This window comes from Streptomyces sp. NPDC002181, assembly GCF_042890485.1.
Taxonomy (GTDB): domain Bacteria; phylum Actinomycetota; class Actinomycetes; order Streptomycetales; family Streptomycetaceae; genus Streptomyces.
This window is the reverse complement of sequence record NZ_JBIASC010000020.1, coordinates 26,127-39,906: the sequence shown is the minus strand read 5'-3', so window position 1 is coordinate 39,906 and position 13,780 is coordinate 26,127. Positions and strand designations below refer to the sequence as shown.

Sequence of the window (13,780 nt, the reverse complement as noted above, 5' to 3'; positions counted from 1 at the left end):
ACCCCCAATGACGATCACCGCCGCCACACTCAACGGCTCGATGAGCAGCGACGAGACGAAGATCGCGCCGTACATCGAACTGCGGTTCACCGACCGAGTCGGTCTCACCCCGTACGACGGACTGACCAACGCCGAGCGCGAGGCCGTACTCACGGCCGCACTCGGCGCCGCCGTCGCAGCCCTCCCGCCCCGCTTCATTCAGGCATCCGGCGATCTGACCACCGAGACCGAGACCGAGACCGAGGTCGCCCGCCGCTGACCATGCCCCCCGCCCCGCCCGACCCCGAGCCAACCGGCCCGGGGTTTTTTCATGCCCGAGGAGAGCACCTCTTGCAGTTCGTCACCCGCGCCCAGTGGGGCGCCCGCCCCTCCCGCTACGACCTCGCGTACATCGCCGGCACCCGAGGCGTAAAGATCCACTACGAAGGGTCGCCCGTCCCGGCCGCCCTCGCCCGCCCCGAGAACCACGGGCAGTGCGCCGGCCGCGCCCGCGCGATTCAGGCGAGCCACCTCGCCAACCAGGAAGAGAACTACAGCGACATCGCGTACAACGCCCTTGTCTGCCCGCACGGCTACGTGTTCGAGGGCCGCGGCGCGCACCGCAAGACCGGCGCGAACGGCACCTCGGCACTGAACAGCGCCCACTACGCGGTGTGCGCCATGGTCGGCGACGAGGGTCTCACCGAGCCGACCGACGCGCAGCTCAACGGGCTTCGCGACGCCGTCGAGTGGTTGCGCGAGGACGGCGGCGCCGGCAGCGAGATCAAGGGCCACCGCGACGGGTACGCGACCGCCTGTCCCGGCGGCCCGCTGTACGCATGGGTCCAGCGCGGCGCCCCGCGCCCCGGCGGCGGCGGTACCCCGCCGTCGCAGTACGAGCCGTTCCCCGGCGCCCAGTGGTTCCGCAACCAGCCGCGCTCTGCCGTGATCACCGCCATGGGGCGGCGTCTCGTCGCCGAGGGCTGCTCGGCCTACCGCGAGGGCCCCGGCCCCCAGTGGACCGAGGCCGACCGGCAGAGCTACGCCCGGTGGCAGCGGCGCCTCGGGTACTCCGGCGACGACGCCGACGGATGGCCCGGCCCGACGTCGTGGGCCGCACTCAAGGTCCCCAAGGTCTGACCCCCGGCCCGCGCCCGCCCGCACCTGCGGGCGGACGCCTCGCCCCACCCCCATTCGAAAAAGGAATCGCCCATGACTGACGCATCGCGTCGCACCCTTCGCACCGTCGTTCAGACAGTGCTCGCCCTCGCCGCCGGACTCCCGCTGATCATCGACGCCGCAGGCATTCCGCAGGCCGCCGCCGGCGTTGGCCTGGCCCTCGCCGTGGCGGGCGGCGTAACCCGGGTGATGGCCCTCCCGGTCGTCGAGAACCTGCTGCCCGGATGGCTGCGCAGCGCGCCGAGCGCCGACGACGAGCTGCTCGCCCTCGACCGCACTCGGGACGGGCGCCCGTGACCGACCCGACCCCCGGCGATGTCGCCCTCGAACTCGAACGGCTGCGGGCGACCGTCGAGACCGGGTTCGCCCGTCTCGACGGGGCGCTCGCCCTGCTCATGCAGCGATCCGATCAGCTCGACACCCGCCTCGCCGATCACGAGCAGCGGCTCGACGCGCTCGAACGGTCCCGGTGGCCGCTCCCGAGCGTCCTCGCGATGGTCGCCGTGATCGGCCTCGCCCTCACCCTCTGGCAGACCGCCGCCCACTGAACGCAGCACCCCCCGCCGCCGGCCTCGTGCCGGTGGCGGGGGGTGCTTTCGTCGTTTCAAGTGAGGTGAGGCAGGGGGCCCTCGGCGGTGCACTCGCCGAGGGCCCCCTGCCCGGGGTCACCGTGCGGACGATCTATGCGACCGCACGCACGGGAGGTGCCCCCCATATACCGCCGCCCACCCCCGCGTGGGAGGCACTTTCCGGGCGGGCAGCGGGGTCTAGGACGTAGCGGGTCCGGCGGCGCTTGCCTCGGCGCCGACGTTTCCCGCCGTTGGGTTCGGCGACGCGGACGACGACGGTGGACTGCCAGCAGTAGCAGCGATAGCTCTCGCCCGGTTTGGTCGGTGGGTCCACGAGCCATCGACGGGCGCTCGGCAGACTCACCCACACGGCCGTGAGCCCCAGCAGAGCAACCGTGCCCCCGATGATGATCGCGAGCAGAATGAGCGGATTCTCGAAGCCCCTCACGCTGCCTCCCCGTACGCGAGGGTGAACTGCACCCGCTTGCCGCGTTCACCGTTCGAAACGGCGCGCAGCTCGGCGGCGTACGCCCGGATCAGGGTCAAGCCTCGACCGTGCTCGTCGCGCCACGTGGCCGGCGGGCGGGGGCTCGGGAGCCATTCCGGGCGGTCGTCGTCCACGGACACGGTGACGGCGGCCGAGCCGAGCGACACCTCGACCGTGATCCTGTCGGCGCGGGTGTGCCGGTAGGCGTTCGTGACCGCCTCGGACGCGCAGAGCTTCGCCTGATCGGCGATTTCCTCGTGTCCGAAGGTGACCAGCAGCAGCACGAGCCAGTCGCGGATGATCTTCGGCGTGGTCACGGCGCGCGGCGCCGTCATGCGGTAGCTCACGCCCAACTCGGGCGAGTCCAGCGGTAAGGCGGTTTTCGTCATGTCGTCGTCTCCCAACGCGGTAGTGCTCGCGCTGCCCGCCATGCGTGGCAATGGCCGCCCCCGGGGTGACGGCGCGTCAAGGCGCGCGTCAGCGGCTGCACTTCGGTCTTACTGGCGTGCGACGCGGTGCTGAGAAGACCGTAGCGGGTCCGCATCACAAGTGATACCCCTCCGCCTCACAGTTGCCACAATGTGGACCAGCCCAAAGCAACGGGCCACACTGAGACCCGACAGGGAGAGAGAGGCCGATGCCAAACCGCAAAGCCCCGACCGCTCGGCAGCGGCGCCTCGGGACCGAGCTGAAGAAGATACGAGAACACGCCGGTCTCACCCCTGCCCACGCTGCACAGCTACTCGGTTCTGACCGAACCGCAATCGCCAACATCGAGTCCGGCCGATCCGGCGTGAGCGGCGAGCGGGTACGCACCTGGGCAGGGCACTACGGATGCGCCGATACGGCATACATCGAAGCTCTTGCCGCCATGGCCGAAGAGCGCTCGCAAGGGTGGTGGGACGAGTACCACGGCGTCCTATCGTCCGGAGCGCTGGACTTGGCAGAGCTTGAAGCCCACTCCACAGCGTTGCGAGCGGTGCAGATCATGCACATGCCCGGACTCCTGCAAACCGAGGAGTATGCGCGCGCCGTGTTCGAAGAGGCCGTTCCGACGCTAAGTCCGACAAGCCTGCGCCGACAGCTCTCGTACCGGTTGAAGCGCCGCGACGTCCTCGACCGCGACAGTCCGCCGCAGTGCACGTTCCTGATCCATGAGGCTGCACTGCGGCTTGAGTTCGGCGGCGCCAAAGTGGCCAGGGCTCAGCTCGAACGATTGCTAGAGCAGTCGGAGCGGGAGAACGTAACAGTGAGGGTCATCCCGTTCGCAGCCGGCGGGTTCCCCAATGCCGGGTCCTCGACCCTCTACGCGTCAGGACCGGTCCCGCAGCTCGACACGGTACAGACCGACACCGCGCACGGCCCCGCTTTCCTCGATGCCGAGACTCGCCTCGACAACTATCGCGCGATCCTCGACAGAACCGAGCAGCGGTCCCTCGACCCTGACCGGTCAAGGGACTTTATCCACGAAAGAGCACAACAAGTATGAAGGCGTGGGATTGTGGAAATTAAGTGGGAGAAGTCCCGTTACAGCACCGATGCCGAAGGCAGTAACTGCCTGGAGGTCAGCGCAGGGGAAGGCGACGAGATCCTGCTGCGGGAGAGCGACGACCCCAACGTGGTCATTCGCACGACCCGCGCCAAGCTGCAAGTGTTCCTCGACAGCGCCCGTGACGGCCAATGGGACAAGTACGGCACCAACGCGTAGCCCGAGTCTCGAACACCACTCGGCCCCCGCCCGGAGCGGGGGCCGTTTGCGTTGGATCACCACCTCACAAGTTGGCATATGCCGAATCACTCGTTTGACGGCAAACAGTTGAGTCGCTTCGGCTTCACACGTTACCTTCGCTACAGGGCCAAGCGGCGTACATCGCACGTAGGTGGCCGTAACTCTCCCTGACCTCAATCAGGTTGGGGGTGCTGAACGGGGCTTTCTCGGCTGGCGCGCTAGCGGCCATCGGGAGGGGCTCCGTCGCTGCGGAGGAGGCAAGCCTTGCTCGCTCAACTCGCACAACAGGAACGGCAGACCGACCTCGCGCTTGCCGCCGAACGCGGCTACTGGTGCGAGGCACTGCTGCACCACGCCGACATAGATCGGTTGCCCGAACCGCGCTCGTTGAGCCTGCTGCCGGACCCTATGTCCGCGATACGCCTGCTGCGCCTACAGCTACGACATAACGCACCCTTCGGTCTCAACATTGACGAACTCGCGCGCGCCGCAGCCTGGTTGGAAGACGGATGGGTTCAAGCCCTCGGCGCACTCGCCCGGAATGAGCCATGCGGATTCAGGGTGAAGCTCCCCCAGGGCGAGTACCTCGAATGGGTCATACGCCCGGTCAAGGTGTACCCCGCCACACCGACCGAGGCCCCCACCCAGCACCCCATCGCACGTAGGGAATTACGCCGTTGAGCACCACCCTCGCAACTGATCACCCGGCGTGGACGATGCCCCCGGGCCTGAACGGGGAAGCACTGCGAGTTGTCGAGTACGAGGGAGTTCCCTGGCTCGCTCACTGGCAGGGCGCCGGCCTCGTACTGCGCCCCCTCGGGACGGACGACGCCGAGGCACCGACGATCAGCTACACCTCGGCGATCATGCTGCCCCGCGAGCGTGAGCAGGACCGCCTCGCGAAGACCCTCGCACAGCTCGGCACAGTCGCCCGACTCACTACGCCGGATCTGTGGGACTCAATCACCGCAGCGATCTTCCATCACTTCGGCCGAGACAAGCAGGGCGCCGCCCTCTACCGCAAGTGGTGCGCAACGTTCGGGCGCTCTCACAACACGTTCGCCGGCCCCCTGGCCATGCCGCCCACGGCCGCTACAGTCCTGCACCTCAGCGATCAAGGGTTCGACGCGATTCGTCTCCGCTTCTACAAGCCCCTCTTGCGAGCAGCAGCTCGGGCCTACGTCGACAACGCCGACGAATGGGTGACCCTCGAACCTGACCGCCTCTTCAAGGCCCTGTGCGAGGTGCGCAGGCTCGGCGCGTGGACCGCCGCCGCGGCGGTCGCCGACTACACGGGGGATTTCTCCCTGTACCCCCACGCAGACCGCGCTCTGCGCACCCGCGCCCGCCGCGCACAACCTGACCTCGACCTGCCCCAGGACGACGCCGCGTTCATCGCACTCTGGCGCTCATGGGCGCCGGATCGCGTCGAGCTGCACACCCTGACCCTGTTCACTCTCACGTGGGGGGCCCATGCCGGAACCTACTCATAGCCTCGTCGTCTCGCCGTTCCTCGACGAGTACCTCGTATTACGCCCCGGGCACGACGACGGAGTGCAGATCCCGCTCGCGCGGTACCTCGAACTGAGCAAAGCCGCGAGCACGGGAGCCGAGGCTCCCGCGTGGCTCGTCGACGGTGCCCGACAGGCATGGGGGCTCGACCTGCCCGAGGGTGAGCCCCTGCGCGACAAGGTCCTCGTGCGCGCCCTCTCCACCTACGGCATGTCGCGCGCGTCGTGGGAGATCAACAAGGGTTGCGACTACGACTGCGAGTTCTGCTACCTCGGCCCGAAGAAGTTCGAGTCGATGCCGGGGCCGGACAAGATCCGGCTGCTCGACATCATGCGAGATGCCGGCGTGCTTTGGCTCCAGATCACGGGCGGCGAACCGCTGGTCGACCGCGAGTTCCCCGAGATGTACTCGTACGCCTACGACCTCGGGATGATGCTGACGATCTCGACCAACGGTTCGCAGCTCCACAAGCAGAACATCCTCGACACGCTCGTCGCGCGCCCGCCGCATCACTTGTCCCTGAGCGTCTACGGAGCGACCGAGGGGACGTACGACGGGGTCACTCGGAACCGAGGCGCGTTCGGCCGCTTCATCAAGGGTCTCGACGCGGCCCGCGAGGCGGGCCTGCGCTTGCAGTTGAACATCGTCATCTCGAAGGACAACGCCGACGAGTTCGCCGCAATGGAACGGCTCGCCGAGCAGTACGGGCAGGTGTACGTGTTCACCAACATGTCGCCCACGATCCAGGGCACCGGAACCCCGATCCCCAAGCAGGCCGAGAAGTACCTGCGCAAGCGGAAGCCGTTCACCGGCTGCAACGCCGGACACACGTTCTTCCACGCGGACCCGTTCGGCCACGCGTCCATATGCAAGATCGGCCGCGACCCGCACATCCCCCTCATGCAGGAAGGCATCGAGGGACTGAGACGCCTCGGCGGCATCGCCGACGGCCTACAGCTTCGCACCGGGGGCTGCACCGGCTGCTCGTTCGGTCAGAAGGACGCCGACGGGAACCCGGGCGGCTGCACCACCTGCCGCCCCATGGCCAAGCTCCACCAGGAGGCGAAGGCACCACGAAGCATGTACTGCCAGCATCCCGACCCCGAACCCGTGAGGTGAACCCATGGCAACCGCCATTGAGCCCCGCACCACCGCATCGACCACCCCCCGCGTGCCCGTGATGCTCTCGATCACGCCGCGCCCGACCGACTCGGCCGCCGGCCCTCTCCCCGTCGGGATCACGTCCCGCCCGATCGCCGACGACGGATTCAGGATCACCAAGGACATCGGTTCGTTCTCCGAGGCCCTCGGCTGCTCCTGCCAGGCAGACGACGACCAGCCGTACTAAACCGCACCTGCACGCAGAGCCGCCCCCGCCCGCGTAGGGTCGGGGGCGGCTCGCCGTCCACCCCAGGAAGCCCCTCATGCCCGTAGACCGCATCCACTGGGACGACCTACCGCTCGCCGCGCGCGCCGCCGTCGAGCAGCACACCGGCCCGGTACTGCACGCCACGACCGCCGACGGTGGCGCCAATTCCGGCATCGCCGCCACCGTCACGACCACCGCCGCGATCCTGTTCGTCAAGGGCGTGCCCACCGATCACCCGCAGATCCGCACGCAGCAGCGCGAGGCGTCGGTCAATCCGTACCTGCCCCCCTCATGCCCCCGGCTGCTGTGGCACGTCCAAGCCGCGGGTTGGGACCTGATCGGGTACGAGCACCTCGTCGCCCGTCACGCCGACTACGCCCCCGGCTCCCCCGATCTCGTGCTCACCGCTGACGCCCTGCGCGAGCTCCAGAGCACCCCCTGCCCCGACATCGAGCTCAAGCGTGCCGAGGACCGGTGGAGCGGCTACGCGGGGGCCGCCGGTGTGGGTCAGCTCGCAGGCGACACGCTGCTGCACACCGACCTCGCCCCGCACAACGTGCTCGTGGCCGACCGCGCCCACCTGATCGACTGGGCATGGCCCACGCGCGGTGCGGCATGGATCGACCCCGCAGTGCTCATCCTGCGGCTCATGGAAGCTGGGCACAGCCCGGAAGCCGCAGACGCATGGGCTCGTGGGGAGTTCCCGTCTTGGGCTGCCGCCGAGCACACGGCCGTCGCCGCCTTCTCCGAGGCCAACGCGCACACGTGGGACGAGATCGCCCGGCACGATCCGCAGGACTGGAAAAAGCACATGGGCCGGATCGCTCATGACTGGGTGACCTACTGGCGAACTCAAGGCCGGTAGTCCACGATTCGCCCCGCCCGCAGGTAATAGCCCCAGCGGCTACCTGCGGCCCTCCGCCGGCGCTTCCGCCGTGACGCCGAGGTGCCAGTGCAGGTCGTAGCGCGACACCTTGTACGCCCGTCCGTGGCGCAACACCCGGACGGGGTACCGCCCGGTCCGGGCGAGGTGGTAGCCGGTGGTCCGGCCAAGGTGCAACGCCCTGTTGGCGGTCTCCAGCGGGATCGCGACGGGAAGCGTCATCAGCTCGTCGTGTGTCATCCCCTGCTCGGTCGTGCTCATCATCTGCCCCCAGTGACATCGGTGTGCACATCGGCCCGGTGGTGCCGAGGCGTGCCTTGATCAGCAACTTACGATCAAGGGTGGCGCTTTGCAACCAACAAAGCTAGCTTTGCGATATGCACAGTCACCAGACAGCGGGCGATGTCATCGCCGCGCAGATCCGCCGGCACCGCGAGCGACTCGGAATGAACAGGCACGACCTGGCCGCCGAGTGCGCGCGCCTCGGCCGTCCCGATCTCTCCTATGCCGTGATCGTCACGATCGAGACCGGCCGCGGCGACGGCAACGCCAAGAAGCGCCGTCAGGTGACCGCCGAGGAACTGCTCGTCTTCGGCCTCGCCCTCGCCACGCCCCCACTGCTCCTCATGATCCCGCTCGGGACCGAGGAGACCATTCCCACCGTCCCGGGCGCGGACCCCCGCGACCCGCACACGGTGTGGCAGTGGGTGACCGGCGAGGCGACGCCGACGCTCGACGGCCCCCTCGACGGGCGGTACGTCCCCGACACCCGGCAGATCGCCGGTACCGGGCAGACGTGGGCCGCCGCATGGGCCACAGCGGCCTATCCGGTCTCGCTGTACCCCGAGCTCGCCCGGCGACGCGAAGCGGCCCACAAGGCCCGGCTACGCGCCGCGCTCCACTCAACCGCACAGACCGAGTACGCCGATCGCCTCGGCGAACTCGCGCACGTCGTCAACGACATGCACCGATCGAACCTCACCGTTCCGTCTCTGCCCTCGGAGTTGACCGAGGACATGGTGCGGCTCGAACTGCTCGACAACCTGACCGAACTCACCAGAGGTGATGAATGACAGCCACGATCACGAAGCGCTGCGGGTGCCGCGATCCGGAGACCGACAAGCAGCTCGGCGCGTCCTGCAAGCGGCTTGCCCAGCGCACGCACGGCGTGTGGAAGCTGGTCTATCCGCTTCCGCCCCGCGAGGACGGCACCCGTCGCCGGTTCTTCCGCAGCGGGTACGAGACCAAGACCAAGGCGCAGACCGACACGACTGCTCTCGCCGCCCTGCTCGACATCGCCGACAAGCGGTCGGACCTTGACGGTCGCCGGCGTATCGCCGACATGCTCGAAGCGGTCTCGACCAGCGGCGAGGACATCCCCGACTACGACGAGACGAAGCGCCGGTTCGCGACCGGGCAGTCGCTCACTCAGCACATGACCGTCGCCGAGTGGCTCGACACGTGGCTCGCCGGTAAGAAGGCGCTCCGCAAGAGCGGTGAGACCCGGTACGAGGTCGACATCAGGTTCCACCTGAAACCGCGTATCGGGCACGTCCGCCTCGACCGGCTCACGGTGCAGCACCTCGACGAGATGTTCGAGGGCATAGCCGAGACCAACGAGGAGATCCGCGAGGCGAACCTCATGCGCCGGACGGCCGTGGACGAGCTGAAAGCGATCCCGTGGAAGGGGAAGGAGAACCGCGCGCGGCGTAAGGCGCTGAAAGCCGCCATCGAGGCAATGCCGCCCTTCCGTCGGGTGACCAACCCTGCGACGCAGAAGCACATCAGGGACACCCTTCGTGCTTCCCTGAACGTCGCGATCGGGCGCGGCGCGCTGGTCTTCAACCCGGCGTCGTACGTCGAGCTGCCGACCGTACAGCGCCCCAAGGCGCTCGTCTGGACTGACGAGCGGGTCGAGGAATGGCTGCGTACGGGCGTCAAGCCGTCGGCGGTCATGGTCTGGACTCCCGAGCAGGCCGGACACTTCCTCGACTTCCTCGCCGACACGAAACAGCGCCTGTACGGCGTGTTCCACACGATCACCTTCCGAGGTCTGCGGCGGGGCGAGGCGTGCGGCGTCCGCAAGACGGACTACGCCCGCGCGTCCCGGCTGATGACCATCGCGACACAGCTCGTGCAGGACGGATGGGAGGTACGGGAGAGCGCGCCCAAGACGAATGCCGGCGACCGGGTGATCTCGATCGACGACTACACCGACGAGATTCTCGAAGCCGAGGCGGTGCAGCAGGCCGCCGACCGCGCGGCATGGGGCGAGGCTTGGGTCGACTCGGGCCGGATGTTCACCCGCGAAAACGGGGAGTGGATTCACCCGGGGTGGCTGACCGACCAGTTCGAGAAGCTCGTCGAGCTCGCCGGGCTGCCGCCGATCCGGCTGCACGACCTACGGCACGTCGCCGCCTCGCTCATGCTCGCCGCCGGCGTCGACATCAAGATCGTGTCCGAGACGCTCGGCCACAGTGAGACCCGTGTGACGCACGACATCTATCAGTCCGTCATGCCCAAGCAGGCGGCCGACGCCGCCGAGGCGACCGCCGCCATGGTTCCCCGCGGCGGCGCCCGTCGGCCCGAGCCCGAGCCGACTGAGCCGGCGGCCGATCCCCGCATCGAGCAGGTCGCGCAGTTGGCCCTCGATCAGCTCGTCGCGCGGATCATCAGCGCTGCCGAGCAGGACGGGCGCCCGGTCGAGGAGCTCGCGCAGTTCGCTCTGTCCCGCCTCGCCGATGGTGCAGCCGAGGCTCCCGAGCCGGAGGGCATCACGGGGGCATCACATGAGGGCGCGAAGATCATCGCGTTCCGTCCCCGCCTGATCGGGGCATAAGAAAAACCCCAGGTCACGGCGAGTGAGTCCTAGGGTTCTTCTAGAGCCGCCTTCGGGATTCGAACCCGAGACCTACGCATTACGAGTGCGTTGCTCTGGCCAACTGAGCTAAGGCGGCACCGCTGGATCGACAAGTGTTCCCTTGGAGGGGAGCTCTCATCAGCAGCGGCGCCAAGTCTACAGGCTCGAACGGGGTGCCCCGAACCGCATTGCGCGGGGGTGGGGCACACCTCTCATATCGGGCTCACGTGCACTTCTTGCCGTCCTTCGGCGGGGTCCCCCGGAGAAGGTACGTGTTGATCGTCGTGTCGATGCAGGTGCTGCCGCGGCCGTACGCCGTGTGGCCGTCGCCGTCGTACGTGAGCAGGACGCCCGAGTCGAGCTGCCGCGCCAGGGACTGGGCCCACTTGTACGGGGTCGCCGGGTCGCGGACCGTGCCGACCACCATGATCGGCGGGGCGCCCTTCGCCGTCAGGGCGCCCGCCTCGCCGGTGGCCTTGACCGGCCAGTACGCGCAGTTCAGCGAGGCCCAGGCCAGGCCCGCGCCGAAGACCGGGGACGCCTTCTCGAAGGAGGGCAGGGCCGCGTCGACCGCCTCCGGGCCGACGAAGGCGGGGGGCTGGTCGAGGCAGTTCACCGCGGCGTTCGCGAACATCAGGTTCGCGTACTTCCCGTCCGGCTCGCGCTCGTAGTAGCTGTCGGCGAGACCGAGCAGGCCGGATCCGTCGCCCGCCATCGCCGACGCCAGCGCCTCGCGCAGCTGCGGCCACGCGCTCTCGTCGTACAGCGCGGCGATCACGCCGGTCGTGGCGAGGGACTCGCCCAGCGGACGGGCCGGATCCCCGCTGGCCACCGGCTGGGCGTCGACCTTGCGGAAGAACTCCTGGAGCCGCTCCGCCACTGCCTCCGGGCTGCCCTTGCCGAGCGGGCAGTCGGACTGCTTCACGCAGTCCTTGGCGAAGGAGCGCAGCGCCGTCTCGAAGCCGCCGGTCTGGTCCCGGTTCATTTCGAGCGCCGGACGGGAGGGGTCCATCGCCCCGTCCAGGACGAGCCGCCCGACCCGGCCGGGGAAGAGGTTCGCGTACGTCGCCCCGAGGAGGGTCCCGTACGAGGCGCCGACGTACGTCAGCTTCTCGTCGCCCAGCACCGCACGCAGCATGTCCATGTCGCGCGCCGCCTCGACGGTGGAGACGTGCGGCAGGATCCGCTGCGAGCGCGCCTTGCAGCCGGCGGCGAACTCCTTGAAGGCCGTCACCAGCTGGGCCCGCTCCGCCGCGTTGTCCGGCGTCTGGTCCACCTGCGTGAACTTGTCCATCTCCGGTCCGGTCAGGCACTGCACCGGACTGCTGCGGTCCACCCCGCGCGGGTCGAAGGAGACCATGTCGTACTGGGCGCGGACGGGAGCCGGGTAGCCGATGCCCGCGTACGCCTGGAGGTATCCGATGCCGGAACCGCCCGGGCCGCCCGGGTTGACCAGGAGCGAGCCCAGCCGCTTTCCGGGGCCGGTGGCTGGGCGACGGGCCACCGCGATGTCCACGTCCTGCCCGGATTCGGGGTGCGCGTAGTCCAGCGGAGCCTTCATCGTCGCGCACTGGAACCCGGGGACACCGCAGTCGCGCCAGGTCAGCTTCTGTTCGTAGTACGAGCGCAGCGCGGCCGGGACCACGTCCGGAGCCGCCAACCGCGCGGTGCCCCCGGCGGAGGCCGCCGCGCTCGGGCCCCCCGACCCGGCCGAGGTGCACCCGGAGAGCAGCAGCCCGGCGGCTGCGATCACGGTTCCGGTGGTACGCAGCAGGCGACTGGTGTCCATTCTCGGAGCCTACGGCCTGCGGGGCGGCCCGGCCGGGCGAGCGGACGCCGACCGGCCGACCGCCGCCCGTGGGCCCGCCGCAGGCCCGCCCGGAGCCCGCACCGCCCGGCCCACCGCCCGGCCCGACCGCACCGGATCGCTCATACGGGTGAAGCGGTCAACGCGGGCGGGTCAACGGGGTGCTCAGCCCGCGCGCAGGGACATCGTCATGGCCTCGACCGCGAGGAGCGGGGCCACGTTGCGGTCCAGGGCATCGCGGCAGGCGATGATCGCCTCGATCCGGCGCAGGGTGCGCTCCGGTCCGGACGCGCGGGCGATCCGCTCCAGGTCGCCCCGTATCTCCTCGTTCGCGATCGCCAGCGAGGAGCCGAGCTGGAGGGCCAGCACGTCCCGGTAGAAGCCGGTGAGATCGGTCAGCGCGAGGTCGAGGGTGTCGCGCTGGGTACGGGTACGGCGGCGCTTCTGCCGGTCTTCGAGCTCCTTCATCACGCCCGCGGTGCCGCGCGGCATCCGCCCGCCCGTCCCGGCTCCGGCGCCGAGCGCGGCCCTCAGGTCCTCGGTCTCCTTCGTGTCGACCTCCTCCGCGACCTGCTTGGCGTCCTCGGCGGCCGCGTCGACCAGCTCCTGGGCGGCCTTGAGGCACCCGCCCACGTCGTCGATGCGGAGCGGGAGCTTCAGCACGGAGGCCCGGCGGGTCCGGGCGGATTCGTCGGTGGCGAGCCGGCGGGCCCGGCCGATGTGCCCCTGCGTCGCGCGCGCGGCGGCCGCGGCGACGGCCGGCTCGATGCCGTCGCGCCGGACCAGCACATCGGCGACGGCGGTGACCGGCGGGGTGCGCAGCGTCAGATGGCGGCAGCGGGAGCGGATGGTGGGCAGCACGTCCTCCAGGGAGGGCGCGCACAGCAGCCACACCGTCCGCGGCGCGGGCTCCTCCACGGCCTTGAGGAGCACATTGCCCGCGCCCTCGGTCAGCCGGTCGGCATCCTCCAGGACGATGACCTGCCAGCGGCCCACGGCCGGGGAGAGCTGCGCCCGGCGGACCAGGTCGCGCGTCTCCTTCACGCCGATCGAGAGCAGATCCGTGCGGACGATCTCCACATCGGCATGCGTGCCGACCACGGTGGTGTGGCAGCCGTCGCAGAACCCGCAGCCCGGCTCGCCCCCGAGGGCGCGGTCGGGGCTGGTGCACTGGAGGGCCGCCGCGAAGGCCCGGGCGGCGGTGGCCCGCCCGGAGCCGGGCGGACCGGTGAACAGCCAGGCGTGGGTCATCTTGGACGCGGTCGGCTGCGGCGTCCCGGCCTCGACGGCGGTGACCAGGGCGTCGGCGTCACGGGCGGCGGCGGCCAGCTGCGCCTGTACCCGCTCCTGCCCCACCAGGTCGTCCCATACGGGCATCCCGCCCACCGCCTTTCACCGGCCGTCGT

Annotated in this window: 17 protein-coding genes and 1 tRNA gene; 13 read left to right on the top strand and 5 right to left on the bottom strand. The window is 69.7% G+C overall.

Annotated elements, in window-relative coordinates:
• The first annotated feature begins 7 nt into the window (after positions 1–7).
• The 4 genes from ACFYXV_RS32500 to ACFYXV_RS32485 all read left to right on the top strand — a co-directional run bounded on the left by ACFYXV_RS32500 (position 8) and on the right by ACFYXV_RS32485 (position 1,706).
• Complete coding sequence (locus ACFYXV_RS32500; protein WP_389384864.1) at positions 8–259, top strand: hypothetical protein; 252 nt, start codon at positions 8–10, stop codon at positions 257–259.
• Positions 260–330: 71 nt separating this feature from the next.
• Positions 331–1,119, top strand: a complete 789-nt coding sequence (locus ACFYXV_RS32495; RefSeq protein ID WP_389384863.1) for a peptidoglycan-binding protein — start codon at positions 331–333, stop codon at positions 1,117–1,119.
• A gap of 72 nt (positions 1,120–1,191) precedes the next feature.
• Positions 1,192–1,455, top strand: a complete 264-nt coding sequence (locus tag ACFYXV_RS32490; RefSeq protein ID WP_389384862.1) for a hypothetical protein — start codon at positions 1,192–1,194, stop codon at positions 1,453–1,455.
• Positions 1,452–1,706: a hypothetical protein gene (locus ACFYXV_RS32485; RefSeq protein ID WP_389384861.1), complete on the top strand. Its 255-nt coding sequence runs from the start codon at positions 1,452–1,454 to the stop codon at positions 1,704–1,706. The genes ACFYXV_RS32490 and ACFYXV_RS32485 overlap by 4 nt, the downstream gene beginning before the upstream one ends.
• 465 nt (positions 1,707–2,171) lie before the next feature.
• On the opposite strand, the gene ACFYXV_RS32480 is transcribed toward ACFYXV_RS32485, so the two are convergent.
• Complete coding sequence (locus ACFYXV_RS32480) at positions 2,172–2,603, bottom strand: ATP-binding protein (protein ID WP_389384860.1); 432 nt, start codon at positions 2,601–2,603, stop codon at positions 2,172–2,174.
• A gap of 248 nt (positions 2,604–2,851) precedes the next feature.
• On the opposite strand from ACFYXV_RS32480, the gene ACFYXV_RS32475 reads away from it, so the two are divergent.
• The 7 genes from ACFYXV_RS32475 (at position 2,852) to ACFYXV_RS32445 (ending at position 7,689) form a co-directional block, all read left to right on the top strand.
• Complete coding sequence (locus tag ACFYXV_RS32475) at positions 2,852–3,703, top strand: helix-turn-helix domain-containing protein (RefSeq protein WP_389384859.1); 852 nt, start codon at positions 2,852–2,854, stop codon at positions 3,701–3,703.
• Between the two features lie 12 nt (positions 3,704–3,715).
• The gene (locus tag ACFYXV_RS32470; RefSeq protein WP_389384858.1) at positions 3,716–3,922 is read left to right on the top strand and encodes a DUF397 domain-containing protein; all 207 of its coding nucleotides are present in this window, start codon (positions 3,716–3,718) and stop codon (positions 3,920–3,922) included.
• Between the two features lie 285 nt (positions 3,923–4,207).
• A complete protein-coding gene (locus ACFYXV_RS32465) occupies positions 4,208–4,624 on the top strand; it encodes a hypothetical protein (protein WP_389384857.1) in 417 nt (138 codons plus the stop codon).
• Positions 4,621–5,436, top strand: a complete 816-nt coding sequence (locus ACFYXV_RS32460; protein WP_389384856.1) for a hypothetical protein — start codon at positions 4,621–4,623, stop codon at positions 5,434–5,436. The genes ACFYXV_RS32465 and ACFYXV_RS32460 overlap by 4 nt, the downstream gene beginning before the upstream one ends.
• Positions 5,417–6,574: a radical SAM protein gene (locus ACFYXV_RS32455; RefSeq protein WP_389384855.1), complete on the top strand. Its 1,158-nt coding sequence runs from the start codon at positions 5,417–5,419 to the stop codon at positions 6,572–6,574. The genes ACFYXV_RS32460 and ACFYXV_RS32455 overlap by 20 nt, the downstream gene beginning before the upstream one ends.
• Positions 6,575–6,578: 4 nt before the next feature.
• Positions 6,579–6,803 carry a hypothetical protein gene (locus tag ACFYXV_RS32450; RefSeq protein WP_389384854.1) on the top strand — a complete coding sequence of 75 codons (225 nt, stop codon included), beginning with the start codon at positions 6,579–6,581 and terminating at the stop codon, positions 6,801–6,803.
• A gap of 76 nt (positions 6,804–6,879) precedes the next feature.
• Positions 6,880–7,689, top strand: a complete 810-nt coding sequence (locus ACFYXV_RS32445; protein WP_389384853.1) for an aminoglycoside phosphotransferase — start codon at positions 6,880–6,882, stop codon at positions 7,687–7,689.
• 39 nt (positions 7,690–7,728) lie between these two features.
• On the opposite strand, the gene ACFYXV_RS32440 is transcribed toward ACFYXV_RS32445, so the two are convergent.
• Positions 7,729–7,947 (bottom strand): integrase, encoded by a 219-nt coding sequence (locus ACFYXV_RS32440; protein WP_389384852.1) that lies wholly within the window; start codon positions 7,945–7,947, stop codon positions 7,729–7,731.
• Positions 7,948–8,084: 137 nt separating this feature from the next.
• Between ACFYXV_RS32440 and ACFYXV_RS32435 the strand changes: the two genes are divergently transcribed.
• Together ACFYXV_RS32435 and ACFYXV_RS32430 are read left to right on the top strand one after the other, a co-directional pair.
• Positions 8,085–8,780, top strand: a complete 696-nt coding sequence (locus tag ACFYXV_RS32435) for a hypothetical protein (protein ID WP_389384851.1) — start codon at positions 8,085–8,087, stop codon at positions 8,778–8,780.
• Positions 8,777–10,546 (top strand): tyrosine-type recombinase/integrase, encoded by a 1,770-nt coding sequence (locus ACFYXV_RS32430; protein WP_389384850.1) that lies wholly within the window; start codon positions 8,777–8,779, stop codon positions 10,544–10,546. The genes ACFYXV_RS32435 and ACFYXV_RS32430 overlap by 4 nt, the downstream gene beginning before the upstream one ends.
• Positions 10,547–10,590: 44 nt before the next feature.
• Here the strand turns inward: ACFYXV_RS32430 and ACFYXV_RS32425 are convergent.
• From ACFYXV_RS32425 to ACFYXV_RS32415, 3 genes are all read right to left on the bottom strand, one after another.
• Positions 10,591–10,664: transfer RNA gene (locus ACFYXV_RS32425), tRNA-Thr, on the bottom strand.
• 126 nt (positions 10,665–10,790) lie between these two features.
• Complete coding sequence (locus ACFYXV_RS32420; RefSeq protein WP_385468592.1) at positions 10,791–12,356, bottom strand: alpha/beta hydrolase; 1,566 nt, start codon at positions 12,354–12,356, stop codon at positions 10,791–10,793.
• 183 nt (positions 12,357–12,539) lie between these two features.
• Positions 12,540–13,751, bottom strand: coding sequence for a DNA polymerase III subunit delta' (locus tag ACFYXV_RS32415; RefSeq protein WP_383339525.1), 1,212 nt, complete (start codon positions 13,749–13,751; stop codon positions 12,540–12,542).
• Positions 13,752–13,780: the final 29 nt, after the last annotated feature.